25 protein-coding genes are annotated in these 21,982 nt (G+C 61.6%); 20 read left to right on the forward strand and 5 right to left on the reverse strand.

Translation table 11 applies throughout. The features are described 5' to 3' along the window. Nucleotides 1–193: 193 nt before the first annotated feature. On the reverse strand, nt 194–511 hold the full coding sequence (locus FXB41_RS22730) for a hypothetical protein (protein ID WP_219683268.1): 318 nt from the start codon (nt 509–511) through the stop codon (nt 194–196). A gap of 125 nt (nt 512–636) precedes the next feature. Here FXB41_RS22730 and FXB41_RS22735 point away from each other — a divergent pair, with 125 nt between their 5' ends. The 9 genes from FXB41_RS22735 to FXB41_RS22775 all read left to right on the forward strand — a co-directional run bounded on the left by FXB41_RS22735 (nt 637) and on the right by FXB41_RS22775 (nt 7,475). Next, on the forward strand, nt 637–1,572 hold the full coding sequence (locus FXB41_RS22735) for a LysR family transcriptional regulator (RefSeq protein ID WP_219683269.1): 936 nt from the start codon (nt 637–639) through the stop codon (nt 1,570–1,572). Nucleotides 1,573–2,098: 526 nt separating this feature from the next. Then, entirely contained in the window at nt 2,099–2,380 is a 282-nt protein-coding gene (locus tag FXB41_RS22740; protein WP_219683270.1) for a DUF427 domain-containing protein, read from the forward strand. Between the two features lie 20 nt (nt 2,381–2,400). Further along, nucleotides 2,401–3,000: a DUF1003 domain-containing protein gene (locus FXB41_RS22745; protein ID WP_246649053.1), complete on the forward strand. Its 600-nt coding sequence runs from the start codon at nt 2,401–2,403 to the stop codon at nt 2,998–3,000. A gap of 140 nt (nt 3,001–3,140) precedes the next feature. Next, nucleotides 3,141–3,554, forward strand: coding sequence for a cupin domain-containing protein (locus FXB41_RS22750; protein ID WP_219683271.1), 414 nt, complete (start codon nt 3,141–3,143; stop codon nt 3,552–3,554). A gap of 428 nt (nt 3,555–3,982) precedes the next feature. Further along, entirely contained in the window at nt 3,983–4,105 is a 123-nt protein-coding gene (locus FXB41_RS40930) for a DUF1003 domain-containing protein (RefSeq protein ID WP_246649056.1), read from the forward strand. A gap of 260 nt (nt 4,106–4,365) precedes the next feature. Then, complete coding sequence (locus tag FXB41_RS22760; protein ID WP_219683272.1) at nt 4,366–4,971, forward strand: sulfite oxidase-like oxidoreductase; 606 nt, start codon at nt 4,366–4,368, stop codon at nt 4,969–4,971. Continuing rightward, complete coding sequence (locus FXB41_RS22765; protein WP_219683273.1) at nt 4,964–5,710, forward strand: ferredoxin reductase; 747 nt, start codon at nt 4,964–4,966, stop codon at nt 5,708–5,710. The genes FXB41_RS22760 and FXB41_RS22765 overlap by 8 nt, the downstream gene beginning before the upstream one ends. 188 nt (nt 5,711–5,898) lie before the next feature. After that, the gene (locus FXB41_RS22770) at nt 5,899–6,585 is read left to right on the forward strand and encodes an antibiotic biosynthesis monooxygenase family protein (protein ID WP_219683274.1); all 687 of its coding nucleotides are present in this window, start codon (nt 5,899–5,901) and stop codon (nt 6,583–6,585) included. 392 nt (nt 6,586–6,977) lie between these two features. Then, nucleotides 6,978–7,475, forward strand: coding sequence for an OsmC family protein (locus FXB41_RS22775; protein WP_219683275.1), 498 nt, complete (start codon nt 6,978–6,980; stop codon nt 7,473–7,475). On the opposite strand, the gene FXB41_RS22780 is transcribed toward FXB41_RS22775, so the two are convergent. The 3 genes from FXB41_RS22780 to FXB41_RS22790 form a co-directional block, all read right to left on the reverse strand. Continuing rightward, nucleotides 7,472–7,834 carry a DUF488 domain-containing protein gene (locus FXB41_RS22780; RefSeq protein WP_219683276.1) on the reverse strand — a complete coding sequence of 121 codons (363 nt, stop codon included), beginning with the start codon at nt 7,832–7,834 and terminating at the stop codon, nt 7,472–7,474. The genes FXB41_RS22775 and FXB41_RS22780 overlap by 4 nt on opposite strands. A 43-nt stretch (nt 7,835–7,877) precedes the next feature. Then, nucleotides 7,878–8,423, reverse strand: coding sequence for a carboxymuconolactone decarboxylase family protein (locus FXB41_RS22785; protein WP_219683277.1), 546 nt, complete (start codon nt 8,421–8,423; stop codon nt 7,878–7,880). Nucleotides 8,424–8,613: 190 nt separating this feature from the next. Then, on the reverse strand, nt 8,614–9,621 hold the full coding sequence (locus tag FXB41_RS22790) for a helix-turn-helix domain-containing protein (protein WP_219683278.1): 1,008 nt from the start codon (nt 9,619–9,621) through the stop codon (nt 8,614–8,616). Nucleotides 9,622–10,156: 535 nt separating this feature from the next. On the opposite strand from FXB41_RS22790, the gene FXB41_RS22795 reads away from it, so the two are divergent. Next, nucleotides 10,157–11,182: a LysR family transcriptional regulator gene (locus tag FXB41_RS22795; RefSeq protein WP_219683279.1), complete on the forward strand. Its 1,026-nt coding sequence runs from the start codon at nt 10,157–10,159 to the stop codon at nt 11,180–11,182. 52 nt (nt 11,183–11,234) lie between these two features. Here FXB41_RS22795 and FXB41_RS22800 read toward each other — a convergent pair whose 3' ends face one another. Beyond that, nucleotides 11,235–11,927 (reverse strand): redoxin domain-containing protein, encoded by a 693-nt coding sequence (locus FXB41_RS22800; RefSeq protein ID WP_219683280.1) that lies wholly within the window; start codon nt 11,925–11,927, stop codon nt 11,235–11,237. A 313-nt stretch (nt 11,928–12,240) separates the two neighbouring features. On the opposite strand from FXB41_RS22800, the gene msrB reads away from it, so the two are divergent. From msrB to FXB41_RS22850, 10 genes are all read left to right on the forward strand, one after another. Continuing rightward, entirely contained in the window at nt 12,241–12,693 is a 453-nt protein-coding gene (msrB, locus tag FXB41_RS22805; RefSeq protein ID WP_219683281.1) for a peptide-methionine (R)-S-oxide reductase MsrB, read from the forward strand. A 2-nt stretch (nt 12,694–12,695) separates the two neighbouring features. Then, complete coding sequence (gene msrA, locus FXB41_RS22810; RefSeq protein ID WP_219683282.1) at nt 12,696–13,208, forward strand: peptide-methionine (S)-S-oxide reductase MsrA; 513 nt, start codon at nt 12,696–12,698, stop codon at nt 13,206–13,208. Between the two features lie 394 nt (nt 13,209–13,602). After that, on the forward strand, nt 13,603–13,857 hold the full coding sequence (locus tag FXB41_RS22815; protein ID WP_219683283.1) for a DUF2171 domain-containing protein: 255 nt from the start codon (nt 13,603–13,605) through the stop codon (nt 13,855–13,857). 842 nt (nt 13,858–14,699) lie between these two features. Further along, a complete protein-coding gene (locus FXB41_RS22820; protein WP_219683284.1) occupies nt 14,700–15,482 on the forward strand; it encodes a gluconate 2-dehydrogenase subunit 3 family protein in 783 nt (260 codons plus the stop codon). Between the two features lie 8 nt (nt 15,483–15,490). After that, entirely contained in the window at nt 15,491–17,254 is a 1,764-nt protein-coding gene (locus tag FXB41_RS22825; RefSeq protein ID WP_219683285.1) for a GMC family oxidoreductase, read from the forward strand. A gap of 27 nt (nt 17,255–17,281) precedes the next feature. Then, entirely contained in the window at nt 17,282–17,659 is a 378-nt protein-coding gene (locus tag FXB41_RS22830) for a c-type cytochrome (RefSeq protein ID WP_219683286.1), read from the forward strand. A 712-nt stretch (nt 17,660–18,371) separates the two neighbouring features. Then, nucleotides 18,372–19,007 (forward strand): nitroreductase family protein, encoded by a 636-nt coding sequence (locus FXB41_RS22835; protein WP_219683287.1) that lies wholly within the window; start codon nt 18,372–18,374, stop codon nt 19,005–19,007. Between the two features lie 35 nt (nt 19,008–19,042). Then, nucleotides 19,043–19,588, forward strand: a complete 546-nt coding sequence (locus FXB41_RS22840) for a carboxymuconolactone decarboxylase family protein (RefSeq protein WP_219683344.1) — start codon at nt 19,043–19,045, stop codon at nt 19,586–19,588. Between the two features lie 463 nt (nt 19,589–20,051). Further along, the gene (locus FXB41_RS22845; RefSeq protein ID WP_219683345.1) at nt 20,052–20,969 is read left to right on the forward strand and encodes an NADP-dependent oxidoreductase; all 918 of its coding nucleotides are present in this window, start codon (nt 20,052–20,054) and stop codon (nt 20,967–20,969) included. A 65-nt stretch (nt 20,970–21,034) separates the two neighbouring features. Next, nucleotides 21,035–21,952: an NADP-dependent oxidoreductase gene (locus FXB41_RS22850; protein ID WP_219683288.1), complete on the forward strand. Its 918-nt coding sequence runs from the start codon at nt 21,035–21,037 to the stop codon at nt 21,950–21,952. Nucleotides 21,953–21,982 lie beyond the last annotated feature (30 nt).

The following is a 21,982-nucleotide window of genomic DNA, read 5'->3' on the forward strand; positions in this document are numbered from 1 at the left end:
ATTCCGGCGTCGGGCTTTGGCTTGAAGTCGGCTGATCCCAATCTCTTCGTGCGCCTCACGCGCGGCCTCTCTCCACCTTGGTGAAATCGTACTCAATCGCCCCAGAAATGCCACCCGTCCCTTCGTCTTGCCGGATATGGCGGAGGCAAGCCCTCCTTCTTTTTAGCAGCAATTTGGAGCGATTTGCTGGGCTTTACTCGCTGCGCCGGCGCACGCGGGCCAATAAATGCCATGCCCGCTGGTTCCAAGGGAACTCGGCGCGCAACTGCGACCCAGAAGGAAAGATCATGACGGTACTTGAAGCAAGCAAGTCGGGGAATGCAGGCGCGGATCGCTTCGCGGCTTTGCGCGCCGGAAAGACCGCGTGCAGCTCAACCTCGCCCATGTCCCGGTCAGCGAGAACGGGCGCGAGCAGACCCTCCGAGATCTCCTTCCTCGCGGCGCCCAGTGTGATCGAGACGAGCCCGGCGACGGTGGCCGCCGACCCGACTTCGCTGAAGGTGACGACCATGCGGCCGTTGACAGTCAGCGGGACCGCCTTCCCCCTCTTGGTGAACGATCACGAGCGCCCGAGTCCGGACGGGGCGACGCAAGGCTCGTCAGTAGAGTCCGCAGCAACTTGACGGAGAACAATCCATGGAGCTTCATCAAGTTCGCTACTTCCTCGCCGTTGCGTCCACACTCAATTTCACCCGCGCAGCCGAGCAGTGCAACGTCACGCAGCCCGCCCTGACCAAGGGGGTGCAGAAGCTCGAGCAGGAGCTCGGCGGCGAGCTGATCTTCCGCGAGCGCCAGTTGACGCAGCTCACGGACCTTGGGAAGGAAGTCCTTCCGATGCTGGAGCACACATTGACCTCGGCAGCGGCGGTGCGTCGCAGAGCCCGGGAGTTCCAACGCAAGGAGGTTGCGCCACTGAAGATCGGCCTCGCCCCCTCCATCTCGGTGTCGCTCGTCCTCGATCCGATCGCGGAAACCGAAAAGTTCGTCCCTGGACTTCAAGTCGAGCTGCGCGAGGGCGCAGCGGAGAAACTCGTGGACCTCTTGCTTGAGGGGGAGATCAACGCCGCAATAGTCGGGGACGTGCAGGACATGCCCGCTCGTATCGACGGCTGGTCGATGTTCGAGGAGCGCTACGTCGCGGTTCTCGCGCCGACACACCGGCTCGCAAACCGTCCCTCGATCGGCATTGAAGACCTCCGCGAGACCGTCTTGCTGGAGCGCGCCGGATGCGACGTCGCCCTGAAGATCCAACGGTCGTATTTCCCCGAGGAGCCGCCCCACCTCGGGCACTGCAGTGGTCACGACTTGCACCTGCAGCACATGGCCGCGGCTGGCTTGGGCGTGATACTCGCGCCCGAGCACATGCCGCGCCTTCCAACGCTCAAGAGCATCCCGCTCGAAGGCGACCCGATTTCGCGGGAGGTGCGGCTGCTGGTCGTGCAGGGGCGCCGCTACTCGCCGGCGCTGGACGCTTTCGTCAAGGTCGTGCGGCTTCGCGACTGGTCGGTCGAAGTTCCCTACCGGGGCATGCCGCCCGCAACGCTGCCGGAGGTGGCCAGCGCGCCCGCATGACCGCGACACGCGCGCCGGCGACCAACCGCTTCCAGCGGATCGACCTGCAGCCTGACGCCCTCACCGAGGCCCAACCAGACCGACAAGACACTCGCCCAGATCCGCAGCCAGCTGCTAATGACGTTCACCGCCGCGGACTGGCAGTCATACAGCCGATCGTGGGCCGGCTGCGCGAGACGGACGTGCATCGCACGCGTTAAAGATCGGAAACACGCGCCAGACTTCCTCCTGCTGGACGCCGACGGCCGTCTCCACCCCCGAGCAGCTGCGCCGCAACGACTCCTCGTCCTGAGTTTCCCGAGGCGGCTGCTCTGCCGACCCCGGAATGAAGGTGCTGAAGGGTTGGTGGGGCAGCTCAAGGGAACTCCGGATCGCGGCCAACCCTGCGGCCGGACGCTTGCGTCACTGTGGCGTGCCCGGCGAAGTCGCAGCGCTATGCAATCCATTCCCGATCGTTATTTCGCGGAGGCCGCGGGGTGCGATAGCGTCTGAGTCATCGCGACCACGGCATGGAGAGGAACAGAGAATGACGACGGCAACCTGGAATGGCGTGACGATCGCGGAGTCGGACAAGACGGTCGTCGTCGAGGGAAACCACTACTTCCCGCCCGGGAGCGTCCGCACGGAATTCCTACGAGCGAGTTCGACGACGAGCCGCTGCCCGTGGAAGGGTACGGCAAGGTACTACTCGTTGGTGGTAGACGGAAAGACCAACGAGGAAGCCGCGTGGTACTACCCGGAGCCGTCGACGGCGGCCGCGAACATCAAGGACTACGTGGCTTTCTGGAACGGCGTTGACGTCAGGTAGCACGAGCGAAAGGCCGAGAGATGAGCAACGTGGTAGTCGCGCGCTGCGTCGCGGGTACTAGCTGCGTGGAAGAAAAGGCGGAAGACCCCCGAGGCATGGAGCCGGCTGAGCACGACCTGCTCGTCGGCCTCAGACTAGCGCGCCGCTCACGTCGGCTTCAGGAGATGGATGAGCCACCGGCGCTTGCGCGCCCGACGCCGGGGCAACGGATAGCGGATGCGGTCGCCGCCGTCATGGGATCGTGGAACTTCATCATCGTCCAGAGCGCGATCCTGTTCGTCTGGATAACCGCCAACCTGGTGGGTGCGATCAGGGGCTGGGACCCCTACCCGTTCATTCTTCTCAATCTCGCGCTTTCGTTCCAGGCGGCCTACGCCGCGCCAATTATCATGATGAGCCAGAATCGGCAGCAGGACATCGATCGCAGGGCCGCGGAGAACGACTACCGAATCAACGTGAAGGCGGAGCTCGAGATAGAGTTGCTGCATGAGAAGATCGACCAACTGCGCGAGCGCGAAGTCCTCAAGCTAACGGAGGCCGTCAGGATGATGACCGAGCTGCTGGAGCACTCGGCGTCGGGTGCACGCGAGTCCGATGCGGAAGGCGGACGGCCATCATAACACACGGCTATCGACTTCATGGCCTGACGTCATTTCTCATTCGACGCGCGAAAGTCCATGCTTCGCGGTACGTCGTGAGCGGCAATCTCTCGCCGCCACTGCGAAGTCGAACAAGGGTTCAACAATCAGGAGACTACAAAATGTCAGTCCAGCAGCCGGTTCTCACGCCGCCCCATGGCGGCGAGACGGTGACCTCGAGCGGTGGCTCGAGCGTCGAGATGAAGGTGGAGAGCAGCCAGTCCGGAGGCGAATATAGCACTGTCATGTGGACGCTGCGGGCCGGAGAGGAGCCGCCGCTGCACACCCACTCCCGCGAGGACGAGCTCCTCTACGTGGTGCAGGGGAAACTAATCGCGCAGGTCGGCGATGCACGTGTCGAGGTGGGTCCGGGCGCCTACGCGGCTCTTCCCCGCGGTGTGCCGCATACGATCGAGGTGGTCGGCGACCAGGCCACCCTGCTGCTCAGCTTCGTGCCGGGTGGCCTGGAGCGCTTCCTGGTCCCACGGAAAGGCGAGCAGCCCGATCCGGCCGCTTTCGGCCTGACGTTCCCCTAGGCGGGGACGCGGCGCGCGGCGTTCGTGACCGCGCGCCGGCCGTTCGCGGCCGCGCCAGATGATTAATTCCACACGCCCGCGAGCTACGCGTAACGGCCTCCCAGCTTGGGACCAACCGCGCTTCGCTGCGGCAGTGGTGAGCTGCGCCAACGTGCTTCGTCGTCCGCAAGAATTAGAGCCCACGCGGGGGCCTAGAAGATCGGCCGGCGCTCGGTACCTTGCTCAATCGCCGCAAGGTCGCGAGGTACCACCATCACGACCACGCGCATGCACGATCATGCTGCCATCGTCGCAGAAGCTGTGCTCGAAGGCTTCTACGTGCTGCGCTCCAGTGTGCCAGCCGCCCGTTGCTGCCCGTAGGCATGAGGTAGCTCTTACAGCTTCTGGGTATAACACGCTAAGCCGAGAAGCCCCCTCCCGCATTCATTTTGATAAGCCAAAACTGGCGGCAGGACATCGATCAAAAGGCCGCGGAGAACGACTATCGGGTCAATGTGAAGGCGGAGCGCGGGATAGAGTGGCTGCACGAGAAGATCGACCGACTGCGTTAGCGCGAAGTCCTGAAGCTAACGGAGGCCATCAGGATGATAGCCGAGCTGCTGCAGCGCTCGGCTTCGGATGCACGCGCCCCCCATGCGGAAGGCGGACGGCCGCCATAACGAGCGGCTATTGAATCCATGGCGTGACGTCATTTCCCATTCGCCTCGCGAAATTCAATGCTTTGACGGTACCGTGCTCATCCGGCGCACAACAGCTTAGCGCCCGCTTTTGTACGGGAAGTCGCGCCCTTCACCCACGGAGGAAAACCGCCATGGTCACTCGCGGTTTCACAGGCCGCCAATCCGGATCGGAACTATCGGACCGGATCCCCCCGGGACAGCACCTCGTCGACAATTTCCCGGTGCTTACGGCCGGACCCACGCCACGGATCGATCCCGCGGACTGGACTTTCACGCTGAGGGTCGGACCTCGTCCGGTCAAAGCGTGGAGCTGGTCTGAGTTCAACGCGCTCCCACGAACCAGGATGACACGAGATATCCACTGCGTGACCTCCTGGTCGAAGCTCAACACCGCCTGGGAAGGCGTAGCCGTCGACGACATCCTTGCCGACGCTGGCCTTACTGCACCCACTCCTTTTGCGCTCGCGCATTGCTACGACGGATACTCCACCAACGTGCCGCTCGCCGACCTCGCAACGGGGAAGGCGATGGTCGCGCTCAACTACGAAGGCCAACCTCTGCCGCGCGAGCACGGGGGGCCGGGCCGACTACTCGTGCCGCATCTCTACTTCTGGAAGTCGGCGAAGTGGGTGAACGGTCTTCAGTTCACGGAGCGCAACGAGCCCGGATTCTGGGAGCTGCGCGGGTACCACATATACGGCGATCCGTGGAATGAGCAGCGATATACGAATGACTGAAGCGATTGCTGCAACTGCGCGGTGGCAGAGCTGTGCGATCGTCGAGATCGCGACGAGAACGCCCTCTATCAAGAGCTTCTTTCTCAGCCTCTCCGAAACGTTCAAGCATGCGGCCGGACAGCACGTTGACGTGCGGCTGACCGCGCCCAACGGCTACAATGCCATGCGCAGCTACTCGATCGCCTCGGCCCCGAGCGATTCCAGGGTGATTGAGCTGGCAATCGAGCGGCTGCCGGACGGCGAGGTCTCCCCGTTTTTCCACGACTTCGCTCAAGTCGGCGACACCATCGAGCTTCGCGGGCCGCTTGGCGGACACTTTCTTTGGCCGGGGTCTTCCAGTAAACCAGTGCTCTTGATCGCCGCCGGCTCCGGCGTCGTGCCGCTCATGGCCATGATCCGGCATCGGAAGGCCAGCGGCGACCCGGTGCCTGTCGCGCTGTCGCTCTCCTCCAGGACCTGGCGTGACGTGCTGTTCAGGGACGAGCTCCTCGAGCTCGAGATGTCGCTTCCCGATTTCGCACTCGCCGTGGCGCTGACACGCGAGCCTGCGACGCGCCGCACCGACTTCAGCAGGCGGATCGACGCCAGGATGGTCGCGGACGTCGCGGCGAGGCTGCCTGGGTCCCCCGGCTGCGCCCTCGTGTGCGGGTCCAACGCCTTCGTCGATATCGCGGTGGACGCCGTGCTCTCCCTGGGACTGGAAGCCGGAGCGATCAAGACCGAACGCTATGGCGCTTGAGAGATGATCCATTTCGTTTCGCGAGAGACGTGTCGGTGAAGTAAGCAGGAAACCACGTGGATGCTGTCCAGAACGATCGAACTCGACGGCCTGAAGGTCGTCTGCCGTGAAAGCGGCGCGCCTGGCCCCGACACTTCGACATCGAGATCGACTGCGTCGCAGCAGCACTCTAAAAGCGGGATTCGAACATGTTTTCAGTGATTTTTGAGGTTCTCCCCAATGAGGAGAACCGGGATGACTACCTCGATAACGCCAAGATCCTGCGCTCCGAGCTGGAGCTGGAAGAGGGCTTCATTGACAACATCCGCTACAAGAGCTTGACCCGCGAAGGCTGGATCCTTTCGCTTTCGAACTGGCGGGATGAGAAGTCACTTGTCCGCTGGCGCACCCGCGCGCGCCACCACGAGGTCCAGCAGAAGGGCCGCGACGAACTGCTCGCTGACTACCACCTGCGCGTCGGCCAGATTACCGCTGACAATCAAGTGCCGCCGGGGTACGCCCTCACGGAGCAGAGGCTCGACGAAACCGAAGTCGGGGAAGGAACAACGGTCACACTGATCAACGCGACGCGCCCCGCGCAGTGGAAGCAGACCAACAATCCGTACGATTGCGCCGAGTGGCTGGGCCTGAATCCGTGGGCCGCCGACTGCACGTCCTGGGACATCTTCGACGCCATACTTACGCCCGGCGAGCTGATTCTCCTCATATCCTGGAAGGACGCCGCTGCAGCGCGGGCATACGAGGACGCTTCCGGGCCGAATGACAAGGCAAGGGTCCGGAGAGTGCGCATCGTGCGCGACTACGGGAAATACGACCGTCGCGAAGCACCTCAGTACTACGCAGATGCCAAGGGGGGCGAGACCCTTCACGCCTGAGGCGGCTCCATCAGGAGGGCCGACCTGCTGCGTGCGTTCACCCAGGCGCGAGCCGTGGAGCATCAAAGGTCGCCTCTCGCGAAGCGACAGCGAGGAAAAGAGCAGGAAGACCCGCCGAAATGATGAGCGCAGTGGACGAGCGAGGCGCCCAGGCATCGAGGAAATTCCAAGTTCTGTCAGCGGCGTCGCTCCTCTCGTCTCCGATCGTGTTCGCCTCGAACATAGTAATGGTCTCGCTGCCCTAGATTGGGCGGCCGGTCGAAAGCTCCTTCGCTGTCCTTCAGTGGGTGATCAGCGCTTACGTGCTTATCCTCATCAGCGAGCGCGAGACCACCCCGAAGCTCGGAGGCTCCCGCAAAGAGAGCCCTGTCAGAATCTGAAAGGAAAGCGCGATGACGAATTCGAACGACGATGGAGCTCCCCGCCCACAGGCGGAGGTGGCCGGCGACGTTGACGGCGCTGGCACGCTTAACGGCCGTGCCGGCGCATCGGTGTTTTCGGTCGGCGGGCCCGACGGCAGGGGCGGCACGGCGGTGGGGGCGAACCCCTACGAGTTGTTAAGCGCTTCGCTCGCCGCGTGCACGGCGATGACGATACGGCTGCAGGCGCGAAGGCAGAAAATCCCGCTATCCCACGTCGAGGTAGCCGTGTCGTACCACCATGGTGGGGATGGCGGCCGCGACTCCTTCGAGCGCTCCATCAAGCTCGAAGGAACGCTTGGCGACGAGGCGCGCGCGCAACTGATGCAGGCTGCGAACATGTGTCCCGTCGGGCGGACGCTCGGCCTTAGCGCCAACATCCGCACGAACGATAACGTCGGCATCGGGCCGGCGGCAAGCTATGACGACGACTTGAGCGATCTTCCGATTCCGTACATCGACCCTGATTAGCGGGCCGCGAGATAGTCCGCGAGCACTACGGCGTTGTTGCGCTGGGTATCGTGCGCGCCGAGGAGCAGCGTAACTTTGCCCGTCGATACAAGATCTGTCAGGTGCTCGACGGCGGTATGATCGGCGCGGAGCTCCTCGAAGTATCGCTTGTGAAACTCGCGCCACCGGTTCGGGTCATGACCAAACCAAGTCCTGAGGCCGCCGCTCGGAGCGATATCCTTCAGCCACACGTCGACACTGGCATGCTCCTTCGTGAGCCCGCGCGGCCAGATGCGGTCGACGAGCACCCTCGTGCCGTCCGAGGCCTCGGGCGGCTCGTACACGCGTTTGACGCCAAGCCGCGGGGACCGTCGAGACATTGGATTCTCCAGTCCTCTCCTCCTTAAAGGAGGGCACCTCGCGCTAGGCTGCCTTCGCGGGACTGACCTCGGGAAAATCGATCGGGGTCTGCACCGCATTGTTCATGAAGTTGGTCAACAGGAACTGGGCGGTCAGCGCGATCATCTCGACGATGTTGGCGTCTGTCCACCCCGCCTCCCTGACTGCCGCAAACTGGGCGTCGGAAACTTTGCCGCGTGTGTCGATGAGCGCTTTCGCGAAGGCGACCGCAGCCTGGCGCTTGGGATCGCTCGAGCGGCCCTCCCTGTTCAGCTCGATTTCGTCCGCCGGGATTTTCGCCAGGTTACCCGCCATAAAGCTGTGCGCGGCCAGGCAGTAGTCGCACCCGTCCGCCTCGGACACCGCCAGCGCGATCCCGTCTCTCGTCTTGACGTCCAGCGTCTTCGCAAGCGATGCCATCAGGGTAGCCCAGCCGGAGAGCGCGTTCGGGCTGATCGACATGAGGCGGTGCAGGTTGGGCACGAAGCCCAGCATCTTGTCGACGTTGTCGAGGATCGGCTTGGAGCCTACGGGGGCGTCTTCGCGTTTCGGGATGGAAATACGGGGCATTTGACCCTCCTTTAGACCGCAAACGATTATTCGGTTGGTGACGAAGCCACTGACGCCGACTGTCTCAGCTACCGGTGGCGGCTGGACTGCCTCAAAAGACTAGGACGCGTCGCGCCGCGGCAATCATGCTTCTTGATCATGCAATCGATAACAGCAGGTCATGGGCAGAGCACCCATCGCGCACTAAGCGTCACGTGTCCCGGACGTCGTCCTCAGCTGCACCCGACTCGCCGGGAAGAGCTGGCGGCGCGGAGCGCCCTTCACCCTCAGTCTCTGCCGGGGCGTATCCATGCGCTTGGCGAAAGGCGCGGAGAAAGCTGCTGCAGCTCCTATAACCGACCGCCCGCGCAATCTGCTCAACTGAAAATGTCCTCGCGGCGAGCATATCGGCTGCACGCTTCATCCGCATTTGCCGAAGCGCGACCATCGGCGAACATCCGATTGCGCGCACAAAGCGCGCCATAAATGCGGATCGGCTCAAGCCAGCCTTCTGCGCCAGGGCCATGACAGAGTGATCGGCCGATGGTCGCGCCACCATATCAGCGAACGCAAGAGCGATTTGACGGTCACTCAGGATAGAAAAGCGTTCGAGCCAAACGCTGGTCGAATTCAGACTCCGTCGAACGAGGGTAACGAGGACCTGCTTCAGGATAGCCGTCGTCATCGCCTGCATTCCAACCTGCCGGCCGCTGATTTCTGCCAACGCAGCCTGCAACTTTGACCCCAGTTCATCGCCGGGTTCGAAGCGCTCGACAATCGGCGTGGAAAGGCCTGCAAAGAGGTCGATCGACGAGCCGTAGGTGGCGCGAAAGTACCCGCAGATCAGCATGACCATCGGGTCAACGTCCCCGGCGACGAATCGTTGGACACGCTCACCGAAGCGCGGATCCCATTGCGCTTCGACCACATTCACTGTCTTGGCCGCTGTTCGGTCATCGACCTCGATGTGAAACGGCGTCTTTGCCGGCGTTATTACAAGCGTGTGAGGTACCAAAGCAAATGCGGAGAAACCACCTACAACCATTCGTCCGGTGCCGGAAAGATTGTAGTGGATAGAAGGCGCGTCCGCGCTTCCGAATGAAAGGCGCCAACCTGGACTGACCAAACACTCGATGAGCCCAATGACCTCGACATCCAAGGTTGCCATCAGCGCATCGAGATCGGATCGCGGCAATACAAGATTTGGACTATCGGACATATGTTTCGGACCCTCTGATTGAGTTGCTGTCCTAGTGTCGGGACAGGGCAACGCGGTCGCTGGGGAGCGCAGTCATCGCGCAGTACACTCACAATTGCAAATCTTCGTACTGCCTTATGGCTACGACGGCGCCGATCTGCTCGCCATGACAGCGGCCAGCGCGGGAGCCAGGAACTCTTTGACGAGCATGAGCGTGCCGCGCTGGCCGCGGGCCCTCATCCAACCGCCAAGAACTAAGACCTCAGGAGATCCTAATGCGCACAAAAGACCTGATCAACGATGGCCGAGCCGATCCCGATGCGAACCCTGACATTTAACCAGTCCTGCCTGTGATGTGCCACGCAACCGGGACGTTAACAGCAAACAGCCTCAGTGAGAACACTGTCCGCAAAACGCGAGTGGACAGTGCCGAGCCGGCGCACAATATCTGTTTCCGCGGCGGCTCCGCAACAAACCGCTCGCCCGTCGCGCCTCCCCGCAATGGCAAGGAGGAACTGGAACGTTCCGAACCGCGGCAAATCTTTCGAGCATGAGTATGCAGCTGCAGTTTTATCAGGTGCGATATTTCCTAGCCCTGGCAAGGACACTCAATTTCACGCGGGCGGCTGAGCAATGCAATGTGACGCAGCCGGCGTTGACAAAGGCGGTACAAAAACTGGAACAAGAACTCGGTGGCGCGTTGATTCACCGTGAACGTCACCTCACCCAGCTCACCGAGCTGGGGGGGATGATTTTGCCCACGCTGGAGAAAATATTTGCCGCCGCGGAGGCGGTACGGCTTCAAGCGAGAGGCTATCAAAAGAAGACAATCGCCCCGCTCAAGATCGGGCTGGTGCCATCAGTCTCCGCCGCACTCATCACGGAATTGCTCTTGGAGCTCGCCACGATCATTCCTGATCTTCGAGTCGATCTGCGCGAGGCGGATGCCGACGGGCTCGTTGCGATGCTTTTAGATGGCGAGATCAATGCCGCACTCGTCGGTGACGCCGTGGAGCTACCTGAGCGTATCGATCGCTGGCGGCTCTTCGAGGAGCGGTACGTGCTTGTCTTGTCTCGAAAACATCCGATGGCGAGGCAAGCCGTCATCGCGATCCAAGACTTGCGTGAGGTGGTCTTTCTAGAAAGGATCGGATGCGACGTCGCAGGCCGATTCAGGCAGGCTTGTTTTGCCGACTATCCGGGCCCTACAGTGGTGCACAGGAGCGATCAGGAAACGCATCTTCAGCAATTGGCATCCGCCGGTTTTGGAGCCATCCTGGCGCCAGAGCACGCTCCCAGGCTGCCGTCGCTCGCCGCTATTGCAATTGAGGGCGATCCCGTCCGGCGCGACGTGCAGCTTCTGGCCGTGGCGGGGAGGCAGTATTCGCCGGCACTTGACGCCTTTATCAAGGTTGCTCGTGTTCGCGACTGGACGAATGCGCTGGACAAGCTCCGCCGCGCATCCTCCGCTGCCCCGAACAAGGACGATGTTCGCAAAGCTGACGCACAAGGTGAAGGCTCCCTAATCCAAATTACAAGCCGCGGTCCCGCCTCGTCATGCCCGAGCTTGTCGCGGGCATGACGCAGTTGCAGTCGCCACGCATAGCCTCCTGAATTGACTCATATCATTCCGGTCAGGCTCTAAGGGGAGGCTTAGGGCCATCCAGCTCGGACAGTGCAGCAAGCACGGTTTCGGTAATCGCTCCGGCTAAGGAGTCCGGGCCGACATACGCTCGACGGATGATCCCTCGTTGGTCGACAACATAGGTGGCCGGCATTGGCAACATCCAAAAGGAGAAACCATAGGGAGCGGAGAGATCAAGGCCGCGCCGCAAGAGACGACTCTTTATCTTCGCCGGCACCAAGGACACCAGGCCGAACGAAAGGCTCACCCCAAGATCCAAGTCGGAGAGGATTTGCAGATCCAGTTGGTGATCGCGTTTGAAATTGCCTGGCAAGTATCCAGTCTCGGGCGTTATGACAATTGCTCTGGCGCCGGCACCGCGAATACTAAGGCTGGCCCCCTGAAGAGCGTTTAGTCCAGCTGCGCACAATGGGGACCAGGTCCCGTAAATGAAGGTGAGGATCAACGGTGCAGTTTGTCGCAATTTCAAAGATGAAACGAGCTTCCCAGTTGCCTCGGGGAGAAGGAAATCGGGGGCAGGTTCGTTTGCCTTCAGGGCGCCTTCAGGAACGCCCTCCTCTCGGAGCCATGATGAAAGCAGTCGGTCGGTTCGGATGTCCAGCGTGCGAAAGCCGCTCAAGGTCTTCCCGTAGGCTTCGATCGGCGTACTGGCCGGGCGTCCCTTCGAAACTTCGTCGTTCATTCCAGTTCTCCCCCAATGCGCCCCCTGCGGCATCTGTCCGCGTATGTTTCTGACCGTGCGTGCGGGAAAACGACAATTCAACTTTGGAATGGAAGTGGTTGACGAATTATCTTCAGTAATAGTCGGGTCAGCGCCTATTCACAGTCCCGTTCCCGCAGTTGTCAGAGCCGTCGCCTTGCCAGTGAAACGGCCCCGGCAGATTGAAATACCTCCGGGTGTCGATCCGCATGGCATCGTTTCGATAGCCGGAAGTGATTGGACGATCGACCACCTGGTGCCTATCTTCAATGTTGAATGAAAGGGAGTATGGCGAATGCCGATCTACAGGAAAAACCCCGAAGCGGTATTGAAGTTAACTCCCGAGCAGTACCGCGTCACGCAGACTGCCGGGACCGAGCGCCCCTTCGCCAACGAATACTGGGACAACAAGGAGCCTGGCCTCTACGTCGACGTGGTTTCCGGCGAGCCGCTCTTCGCATCGTTCGACAAGTTCGACAGCGGGACGGGATGGCCGAGTTTCACGCGGCCCCTCGAGGCCGCAAACGTCCTCGAGAACGTTGACAACTCGCATGGCATGGCAAGGACGGAGGTTCGCTCCAAGCACGGCGACAGCCATCTTGGCCACGTTTTCCCGGATGGGCCGCGCGACAAGGGCGGGTTGAGGTACTGCATGAACTCGGCCTCTTTGAGGTTCATCCACCGCGACCAGTTGGAGGACGAAGGGTACGGCGAGTACGCAAAGCTCTTCGCAAAGCAGGAGGCTTGACGATGGCGGCGACTACAGAACGCGCGATCTTGGCAGGCGGTTGCTTTTGGGGAATGCAGCAACTGGTGCGACGCTTGCCAGGAGTCGTCTCAACGCGGGTCGGGTACTCGGGCGGCGATGTCAAGAACGCCACGTACAGCAAACACGGCACGCACGCAGAAGCGATCGAGATCACGATCGACCCGAGTCAGACGAGCTTCCGCGAGTTGCTGGAGTTCTTCTTCCAGATCCACGACCCTACGACGCCCAACCGGCAGGGAAACGACCGAGGCACAAGCTACAGGTCGGCGATTTTCTATACGAGCGAGCAACAACGCCGCGCGGCCGAGGACACCATCGCCGACGTCGAGGCCTCAGGGCTGTGGCCGGGCAAGGTCGTAACCGAGCTCTCGCCCGCTGGAGATTTCTGGGAGGCGGAACCCGAGCATCAGGATTACTTGGAACGCTATCCGAACGGCTACACCTGCCACTTTGTCCGCCCCCATTGGAGGTTGCCGCAGAGCACCGCCGCCTGACGGCGAGCGCGGCGTTTGTGGCGGGCGCCACGGATGGTGCACCACAAAGCGTTCGCTAAGTACTCTCGCCGCCCCGGCAAAGTCGCTCTGGGCGGTTCTACCGAGAGGTCCGGCACACGTCGCTCGGCGAACCTCCTCCAATGTGGACGTAAAGATGCAGTGGAAAGCCAGCCCGGTTCTCGCCTTACCCGCGCTTCCACCCGATCGTCGACTAGAATGGGCAAGTTCATGTCCGGGCCGGGTTCGTTTTGCGGGGCGAATCTTGCGGCCGCGCCGGGACACCGCGCGAGCTACCGCAATTTCTTCCCGGCGCACACGCGTTGGCATTGGCGGGCTCCGCGTGGTGGAGAACGCCAAGCTCCCGCGCAATCGGTGAAACAAAAGGAGAGACCAAATGATCACGGAGAAGATCACCCAGAACATGGAAGTGATTGGCGCGGATGGCGTCCACGTCGGCACTGTCGACGGTGTCGCCAACGGGCGCATCAAGCTCGCGAAGCGCGACAGCGGCGAGGGCCAGCACAAGAACCACGAGCATTTCATCCATCTCGGGCTGGTCGCGGACGTTGAGGGGCAGAGGGTTCGCCTCTCTGCAAACGCGGCAGTGGCCGTGACGTTCGAGGAAGAGCGGTCGGGAAAGCCCGTCTGACGAAGGAACGCCTGGTGCCCTGACCACGCGCAAGGCATAAGGCCGTCTCGATAGGGATTAAAGCCGTTGCTCGGCCGCGCGAGCAACAAAGGAGGCGCGATGAAACTATCGAGGACCGTCGGCCTGCTGTCGCCATCTCGCTCCCCCGATGATTGAGGTGTTTGCCGCACGACCGCGCTTTTCTCGGCAAACTCTCCGGCAACGCAAATTTTGCCCGATCGCAGCGGCCCTGCGCGACGGGCGCACAAACAAAGTGCTGCGGGCCGCACCTCGCCGCGATGGGAAAGTAAGTCCGCGGATCGCACCGCGAATGCACAATCCGTCGCCGTTCGTCCAGACACACGCATGGCTTGCCCCGCTTGCCGCGACCGTATCAGGACAATCCAGCCTTGGGCCGACTTGAAATAGCATTCGGCGATGGCGCGCTCGCGGTCACTTACCGAAAACGCCGCCCCCTGCCCCACACCGAGGTGCCGCAACATATCCGGCCAACGGCACGGATGGCGCCTGGCGAATGGCGTTCGAAGCGTTGCGGCGCGATAGAAAACAAGTGATCGCGAAGCCCCACTTCGTGTCTCCTTCGCTGCCCGACACTTGAGTACGGCGCGCCCCTCGATGACTGATCGAGGCAGTGGGGACGCACGCGCGCACAGCGCTTTTGGACGATACCTCACGCCTATCGAATGCATGACCAAAGATAATTTCTAATTTCGTCGGCGGCGTCCGATCTTTAGGTCTGCCGGCCGAGCACACGCGATCGCCTTTCACAGCGATTGAGGCGACCCGCCGCACATGGATGATCACGCGATTATGCCGCGATGCAAAGGTGGACTGCAACTCCGATGACCAACGACCGAAGCGACAAAACCTTCCATCCGAACCGTCGAGGCTTTCTCGGCGTTGCCGCCGCCACGGGCGCCGCTTCGCTGGCTCCGGGTGTCCTGATGGGAACAGCGGGGCTCGCTGAAGCATCCGAATCCGCCCCCTCCCAATGCGTGGATGCCTCCGCGAGTACCATCGCTTCCACGCTGCCGTCACCACTGCCCGGCTATCTGTCGCTCGGCCCTAGCGAAGCCGGCTTCGTCGAAGCGATGGTCAACGTGATGTGCCCTGCGGATGCGCTGACACCCGGTGGCGTCGATTGCGGGCTTGCAGCCTACATCGACCGACAACTGGCAGGCGGTTTCGGTAAAGGCGCGCGTCTCTATATGCGCGGCCCCTGGCGAGAGGGTAAGCCTGAACTGGGTTATCAGCTGCCGCTCACACCCGAGCAATATTTCAAGACGGGACTCTCCGCCGCGGATGCGGCCTGCCGGGAACGCAATGGCGCGGCCTTTACTGAACTAGATGAGAGTAGCGCCAACCAATTTCTCCATGAAATTGCCGGCGGCAAGGTCACGGACGAGCGTATCCAACTCGCCTCGTGGTTCAACGAACTCGTCTATCCACTATTTGAACAAGCTTGTTTCGCGGATCCCGTTTACGGCGGCAATGTCGGCAAGGTGTTTTGGAAGGCGATCGGCTATCCAGGTCTCCCCGCGGTTCATTCCCAGGACATGGTCGATTTCCGTGGCAAGCCCTTCCCGGGCGCCGCCGATCCCAAATCCATCGCCGACTTCGCATAAGGGAAGAAATGATGGTTACACGCTTGAAACATCGGACGGTCGTTTTCGTTGGCGGCGGATTTACAGCGGCGCTGGCTGCTCGCCAGCTGACAGCCAAGGACGTCGATGTCGTCGTCCTTGAACGTGGAATTGACCGCACGCACACTGCCGCAACAAGCCTGCCATCGCAGCGCGACGAACTGCGCTGGGACGTGCATGGTGATCTCTTTCAGGATTGGTCCGTCCAAACCTACACGCTCCGCCATAACGACGGCGAAACCGCTCTGCCGATACGGCGTCTCCAGGCCTTCAAACCGGGCGAGGGAATGGGCGGTGCGGCCAATCACTGGAACGGGCAGACCTGGCGCTGGAGCGAGTCTGACCCAATTTTGCGTACCCACCTTGAGAATCGGTATGGAAGGAAGGCCATTCCAGCTGAAATGACGATCCAGAATTGGGGCGTCACTTATGCAGAGATTGAGTCCTATCACGATCACTTCGAAAAGCTGTTCGGCATTGCCGGCAAGGCAGGAAATCTGCTTGGCAAGGTGCAGGAGGGTGGAAACCCGTTCGAGGCACCACGGCAGAACGAGTTTCCGCAAAAGCCTCTGCCTATCACCGAAGCGGGCGTGATCTTCAGCGAGGCAACCAAGAAGCTGGGCTACAAACCATTTCCCATGCCGGCGGCGAATTCGCCGGAGCCCTACACCAATCCCGATGGTATGCAGCTTGGCCAGTGCCAGTTCTGCGGCCATTGCGAGCGCTTCATCTGCGAAGCCAATGCCAAGGCCAGCCCCGAAGTTCTACTCTTTCCGATGCTAAGAAAGCGCAAGAGCTTCGAATTGCGTCTGCAAACGCATGTTCTCGATATTCTTTACGATCGCAACGCCAGGCGCGTGACCGGCGTTCGCTACATTGATCGGGTAACCGGCGAGGAGTACGAACAGCCAGCGGATGTTGTCGTGCTTTCTTCTTTCACGATGTCGAATACCAGGTTTCTGCTCATGGCGGAGATCGGGACGCCTTACAATCCGAAGACCGGTCAGGGGGTGGTCGGCAAGAATTTCTGCCACCAGACAATGTCCGGCACGCGTGTCTTCTTCAAGGACCGTTGGATCAACCCGTTCCTGGCGTCCGGTGCGTCACAGACTGTGATCGACGAATTCAACGGCGACAATTTCGACCACAGCGGTCTTGGCTTCTTCGGAGGCGGCTACATCTACGCCAACGTGACGAACGGACGGCCGATTACGAGCCGGGCTGTGCCGCCTGGCACGCCGAAATGGGGCGCGGAGTGGAAAAAAGCCAACGCCGATTGGTACGCACATAATTTCAGCATAACTGCTCACGGCAGCTGGTATCCGCATCGGGAGAATTATGTCGACCTCGACCCGATCTATGTCGACGCCTACGGTCAGCCCCTCCTGCGGATGACGTTCGACATTCGCGAGAACGAGCGCCAGATGTCCGTTTATCTGTCGAAGAAGATCGACGAGATAGCGAAAGCGACAGGTGCCGAGATCGCCCCGCCGACAGCCCCCCGCAAAGGACCGTACGATAGTCGCGTCTATCAGACCACCCATGTGACTGGTGGCACGATCATGGGAAGCGATCCCGCAACGAGCGTCGTCTCCCCTCACCTGCAACACTGGGATGCGCCAAACCTGTTTGTCGTCGGTGCATCCGTCTATCCCTTCAATGCGGGTTACAACCCGACAGGCCCGCTAGGAGCACTCGCGCTTCGACTCGGCGACGATCTTAACGATTACGTTGCGCGGCCGCGCCGCCTCTGATCTCGACCCAAAAAAAGGACGTTCCTTATGAAACGCGCGGGAAAGATTGGCACGTTTGTCGCGGTGATCGTACTTGCGGGAGCAATCGCTCATCCCGGCTACGCACAGGACGCCGAGCATGGAAAGACCGTCTTCAAAGCTTGCGCAACATGCCATGCGACGGATCTTGCCAGTCGCGTCGGGCCGGGCCTGGGGGGACTCATCGGCAGGAAGGCGGGTACGGTTCCCGGCTTCAGCTATAGCAACGCGATGAAGAGGTCCGGCATTGTCTGGGATACGAAGATCCTCGATGCATATCTGGAATCGCCACAGCAGGTGGTTCCCGGAAACAGAATGCCCTACCCAGGGCTGAAGAACCAGACGGACCGGACGGACCTCGTCGCCTATCTTGCTGCGTTGAAATAGCGGCTGGTTGCGCGAGGCGTCAGCAAGACTCCAGATTCGCAGGCTAAACATCGATGCCGCCGACCAACGTGTGTCTGTGTCGGTCGTGCGAGACGCTCAGTCTGAAAACCTCATTGGCCGTGACGAGCGTGCTGCCTGTGCCGGTTCGAGAGCAGCGGCCGTTACGCGATGCGCTTCCCCGCCTGGCACGACGGGGCGCACGCGCACAGTCCTATCAGGTAACGATGCCCCGCACTTATCGAATGCATGATCAGACGGAATTTCCAATTTCGCCGGCTGCGTCCGATCCTGAGGACCACCGGGTTGGCCGAATACGCAGCCGCCTCGACATCGCATGAAGCCATTGCGCCGAGCCACTGTGTCGCACGCGGGCAACAAAGGAGACCTCCATGAAAATCACCGGAAGACCGGCGGCCCCGCCGTTGCGGTCTTGCTGGTCGCGGCGACCGTGACGGCACTCGCGTAGATGAGCGAAGCGGCTCCGGCCGGCCCGACCTCGAGGGGCTGGACGCTGCTGTGTCACTGGTCAGGCCGCCGGCCTGAACCCGGCAGTTCTGGAAGCGAGGTCGCGCGGTTCTGCCTTCGCTTTCGCAAGACCATCCATGGTCGTTGGCATTAAATGTCGAACGGGCCTCAGCGGCGCAACATTTTCCGCAGCGAGAGCGAAAGCACTCTTGCACCTCAATCTAACCCTTCACCCATAGGAATCACCATGACCGACGGAATCACCACGGCCAACGCTGTCATCGAATGCATCCTGAGCCGCAGCGCTACCAAGTACTTCGACCCCGCCGCCACATTGAGCGACGAGCAAATCAGGGAACTGGTGCGAATCGGCACCACCGCGCCGACGTCCTTCCACTTGCAGAACTGGCGCTTCATCGCCGTGCGCACGCCAGAAGCCAAGGCTCGGTTGCGTCCGATCGCCTGGAATCAGCCCGCGATCACCGAGGCAGCCGTTACCTTCATCGTCTGCGGTGTGTTGGCCGATTCCAGCGTAGTACCAGAGCGTCTGGCACCGCTGGTGGAAGCGGGCATCATGCCGGCAAATATGGTGCCGGAATGGGAGATTCCCGCACGCGATCTGTACATGAAGTACCCGCAGCGCCAGCGCGACGAAGCAGTACGCACCGGCACGTTCGGCGCGGCGGCGATGATCTATGCGGCCCGCTCGCTCGGCCTGGGTTCGACGCCGATGATCGGTTTCGACGCCGAAGCGGTGCACCGCGAGTTCGGACTGGCCGAGAACGAAGTCCCGGTCATGCTGTTGTCTGTGGGACCGGAGCGTCCGGGAAACTGGGCCCAGAAGCCGCGCCGTCCGGTCGCCGATGTGCTGGATCTCGTATGATTATTGGTAAAGCCCGCAACTTACGCGAGACTACGATGCCAAGAAGTGCAGCTCTAAAGCCGGAACAAGTGCCGGCCGATTCCAAGCCAACCCTCGATGCATTCACGAAGGACATCGGGTTCACCCCAAATATGCTGGCGACCTTCGCGCAGAACCCGATTGCGTTCAACGCGTGGGCCGCCCTGCTCGGCTCCTTGAGCAAGACGCTCGACGTGAAAACGCGTGATGGCATCGGCCTCGCTGTCTCTGAAGTGAATGGCTGCAACTATTGCCTGACGGTTCACAGCTTTACCGCCGAGCATATGGCCAAGCTGCCGGCCGAAGAAATCATTCTCGCTCGGAAGGGGCATGCCAGCGACCCGAAGCGTGACGCCGCCGTCCAGTTTGCGCGCAAAGTTATCGAGACCCGCGGCAACATCAGTGACGCCGATCTGAAAGCCGTTCGCGATGCGGGCTACACGGATGCGAACGTCATGGAGATCGTCGCGCTGATGGCTATGTACTCCCTGACGAATTTTTTCAACAATGTGTTCGATCCCGAGAAGGACTTTCCCGCCGTTGCCCCGGCCGGCTCGATCTGAATTCTATCCGGTCGCATCGACCTTCTTCGAGCGTGTTTAAAGGCTCGCTTGATGCGATCGTAACGCCAAAGCCAGATGCTCCCTCGAAAGTTTTTCGGGAGCGCGTCTGGGCTTTTCGTATGGACCGACAAGGCTGACGTTAATTAGCACCACATCAGGATTCCGCGAATATCTCAGCGCCGAGCATGCAAACCCATGTGAAGCTCTGGAGGATCGAAGGGCGAAATCAAGAGAGTCTCCTTTGTGGATTTCGAACCAAGGGTGACGGATCGTCATTGTACCGGCTGGCCCGTTGGCGTGAGAAGCAGGTGTTTGTTTCGCACCGTTGATTTATGCACGCCGAGGCGGTGGCATCGATTCCATAGCCGAAGGTCATTGGACGATCGATTTTCGCTGTTCTATTTGGGCTTATCTGCAGAGAAATTCTGAAAATGACGGCATCCTGCACATCGGGAGTCAGATGATGAAGGCCATCGTGGTAACGGACCAGTCTGCGGGAACGTCCGGGATGAAGCTGGCGGAGCGGCCCGAGCCGGAGGCAGCGATAAACGACGTCGTCGTTGAGGTTCATGCATCGGGATTCACCTCCGGTGAGCTGACGTGGCCTTCGACCTGGACGGATCGCCTCGACCGTGACCGAACACCGTCGATCCCTGGGCAGGAGCTGGCCGGAGTGGTTACCGCTCTCGGCTACGGCACGACGGGGCTGTCGGTCGGACAGCGGGTGTTCGGCCTCTCGGACTCATATCGCGGCGGCACCTTGGCGGAATATGTGGCCGTCGAGGCACGCAACCTCGCGCCGCTGCCGGCCGACGTCGACTTCACGGCGGGCGCGAGCGTGGCGATGCCGGGCCTGACCGCATGGCAGGGGCTGTTCCAGCATGGCCATCTTCAGGCGGGACAGAGCGTCCTCGTCCATGGCGCGGCCGGTGCAGTCGGTTCAATGGTCACGCAGCTCGCCGTAGAGGCCGGCGCTTACGTGATCGGCAGCGGACGCGCCCCCGACCGTCAAAAGGCGCTCGACTTCGGCGTTCAGGAGTTCGTCGACCTCGACAACAACGTCCTTGAAGACGTCGTCGGGGTCGATCTGGTTTTTGATGTCATCGGCGGCGACATCGCGAAGCGGTCCGCAGGCTTGATTAGAGCCGGAGGAACACTGGTGACCATCGCGGGCCCGACCGAGGCGCGGCCGGCCGATGGGCTGACCATCGACTTTGTTCTCGTATCCGATCGCGCCCAACTGAGTGAGATCGTCCAGCGGGTGCGTGACGGACGACTGCGGACGAACATCGGCAACATCGCGACGCTCGACGATGCCGTCGCCGCTCTCAATCCGACCAAGCGGATCAGCGGGAAGACGATCATCCGCGTTCGTCCGTGAGCGACACGCGCCTGCCAACTGCGACATTTCCACCAAAGAGACAAATGACCGAGGAGACAATTCACATGAAGGCAGTCGTTGTGACGGACCAGGCGGCGGGAACAGCCGGGATGAAGCTGGTGAAGCGGCCCGAGCCGCAGGCAGCGATAAACGACGTCATCGTCAGGGTTCATGCGTCGGGATTCGTTCCGACTGAGTTGACGTGGCCCTCGACCTGGACAGATCGCCTCGACCAGGACCGAACACCGGCGATTCCGGGCCACGAGCTCGCCGGAGTGGTCACCGCTCTCGGCTACGGCACGACGGGACTGTCGGTGGGACAGCGAGTGTTCGGCCTTGCCGACTGGTATCGCGACGGCACCCTGGCCGAGTATGTAGCCATGGAGGCCCGCAACCTTGCGCCGCTGCCGGGGGATGTCGACTTCACGGTGGGCGCGAGTCTACCAATCTCAGGCCTCACCGCGTGGCAGGGACTGTTCCAGCACGGCCGCCTTCAGGCGGGGCAGAGCGTCCTGGCGCACGGCGCGGCGGGCGCAGTCGGCTCAATGGTGACGCAGCTTGCGCGAGAGTTCGGCGCCTACGTCATCGGCACCGGACGTGCCGCCGACCGACAGAAGGCGCTCGACTTCGGCGCGAAGGAGTTCGTCGACCTCGAGAAGGACGCCTTGGGAGACCTCGGCAAAGTCGATCTGGTGTTCGATGTCATCGGCGGTGACATCCAGAAGCAGTCCGCAGAACTGGTTCGAGCCGGAGGGACACTGGTGACCATCGTCGGACCTGCCGAAGCGCAGCCCGCCGACGGCCTGGCGGTTGACTTCGTCGTCGAGTCCGATCGAGCCCAACTGAGTGAGATCGTGCAGCGGGTGCGGGACGGACGACTGCGGACGAACATCGGCAACGTCTCGGCCCTCGACGATGCCGTCACCGCCTTCAATGCGACCGAGCGACGCGCGGGGAAGACGGTCATCCGCGTTCGTCCGTGAGCGACACGCGCCCATTGGTCCGTTCAGCCG

The sequence above is a fragment of the Bradyrhizobium canariense genome, from assembly GCF_019402665.1.
Lineage (GTDB): Bacteria > Pseudomonadota > Alphaproteobacteria > Rhizobiales > Xanthobacteraceae > Bradyrhizobium > Bradyrhizobium canariense.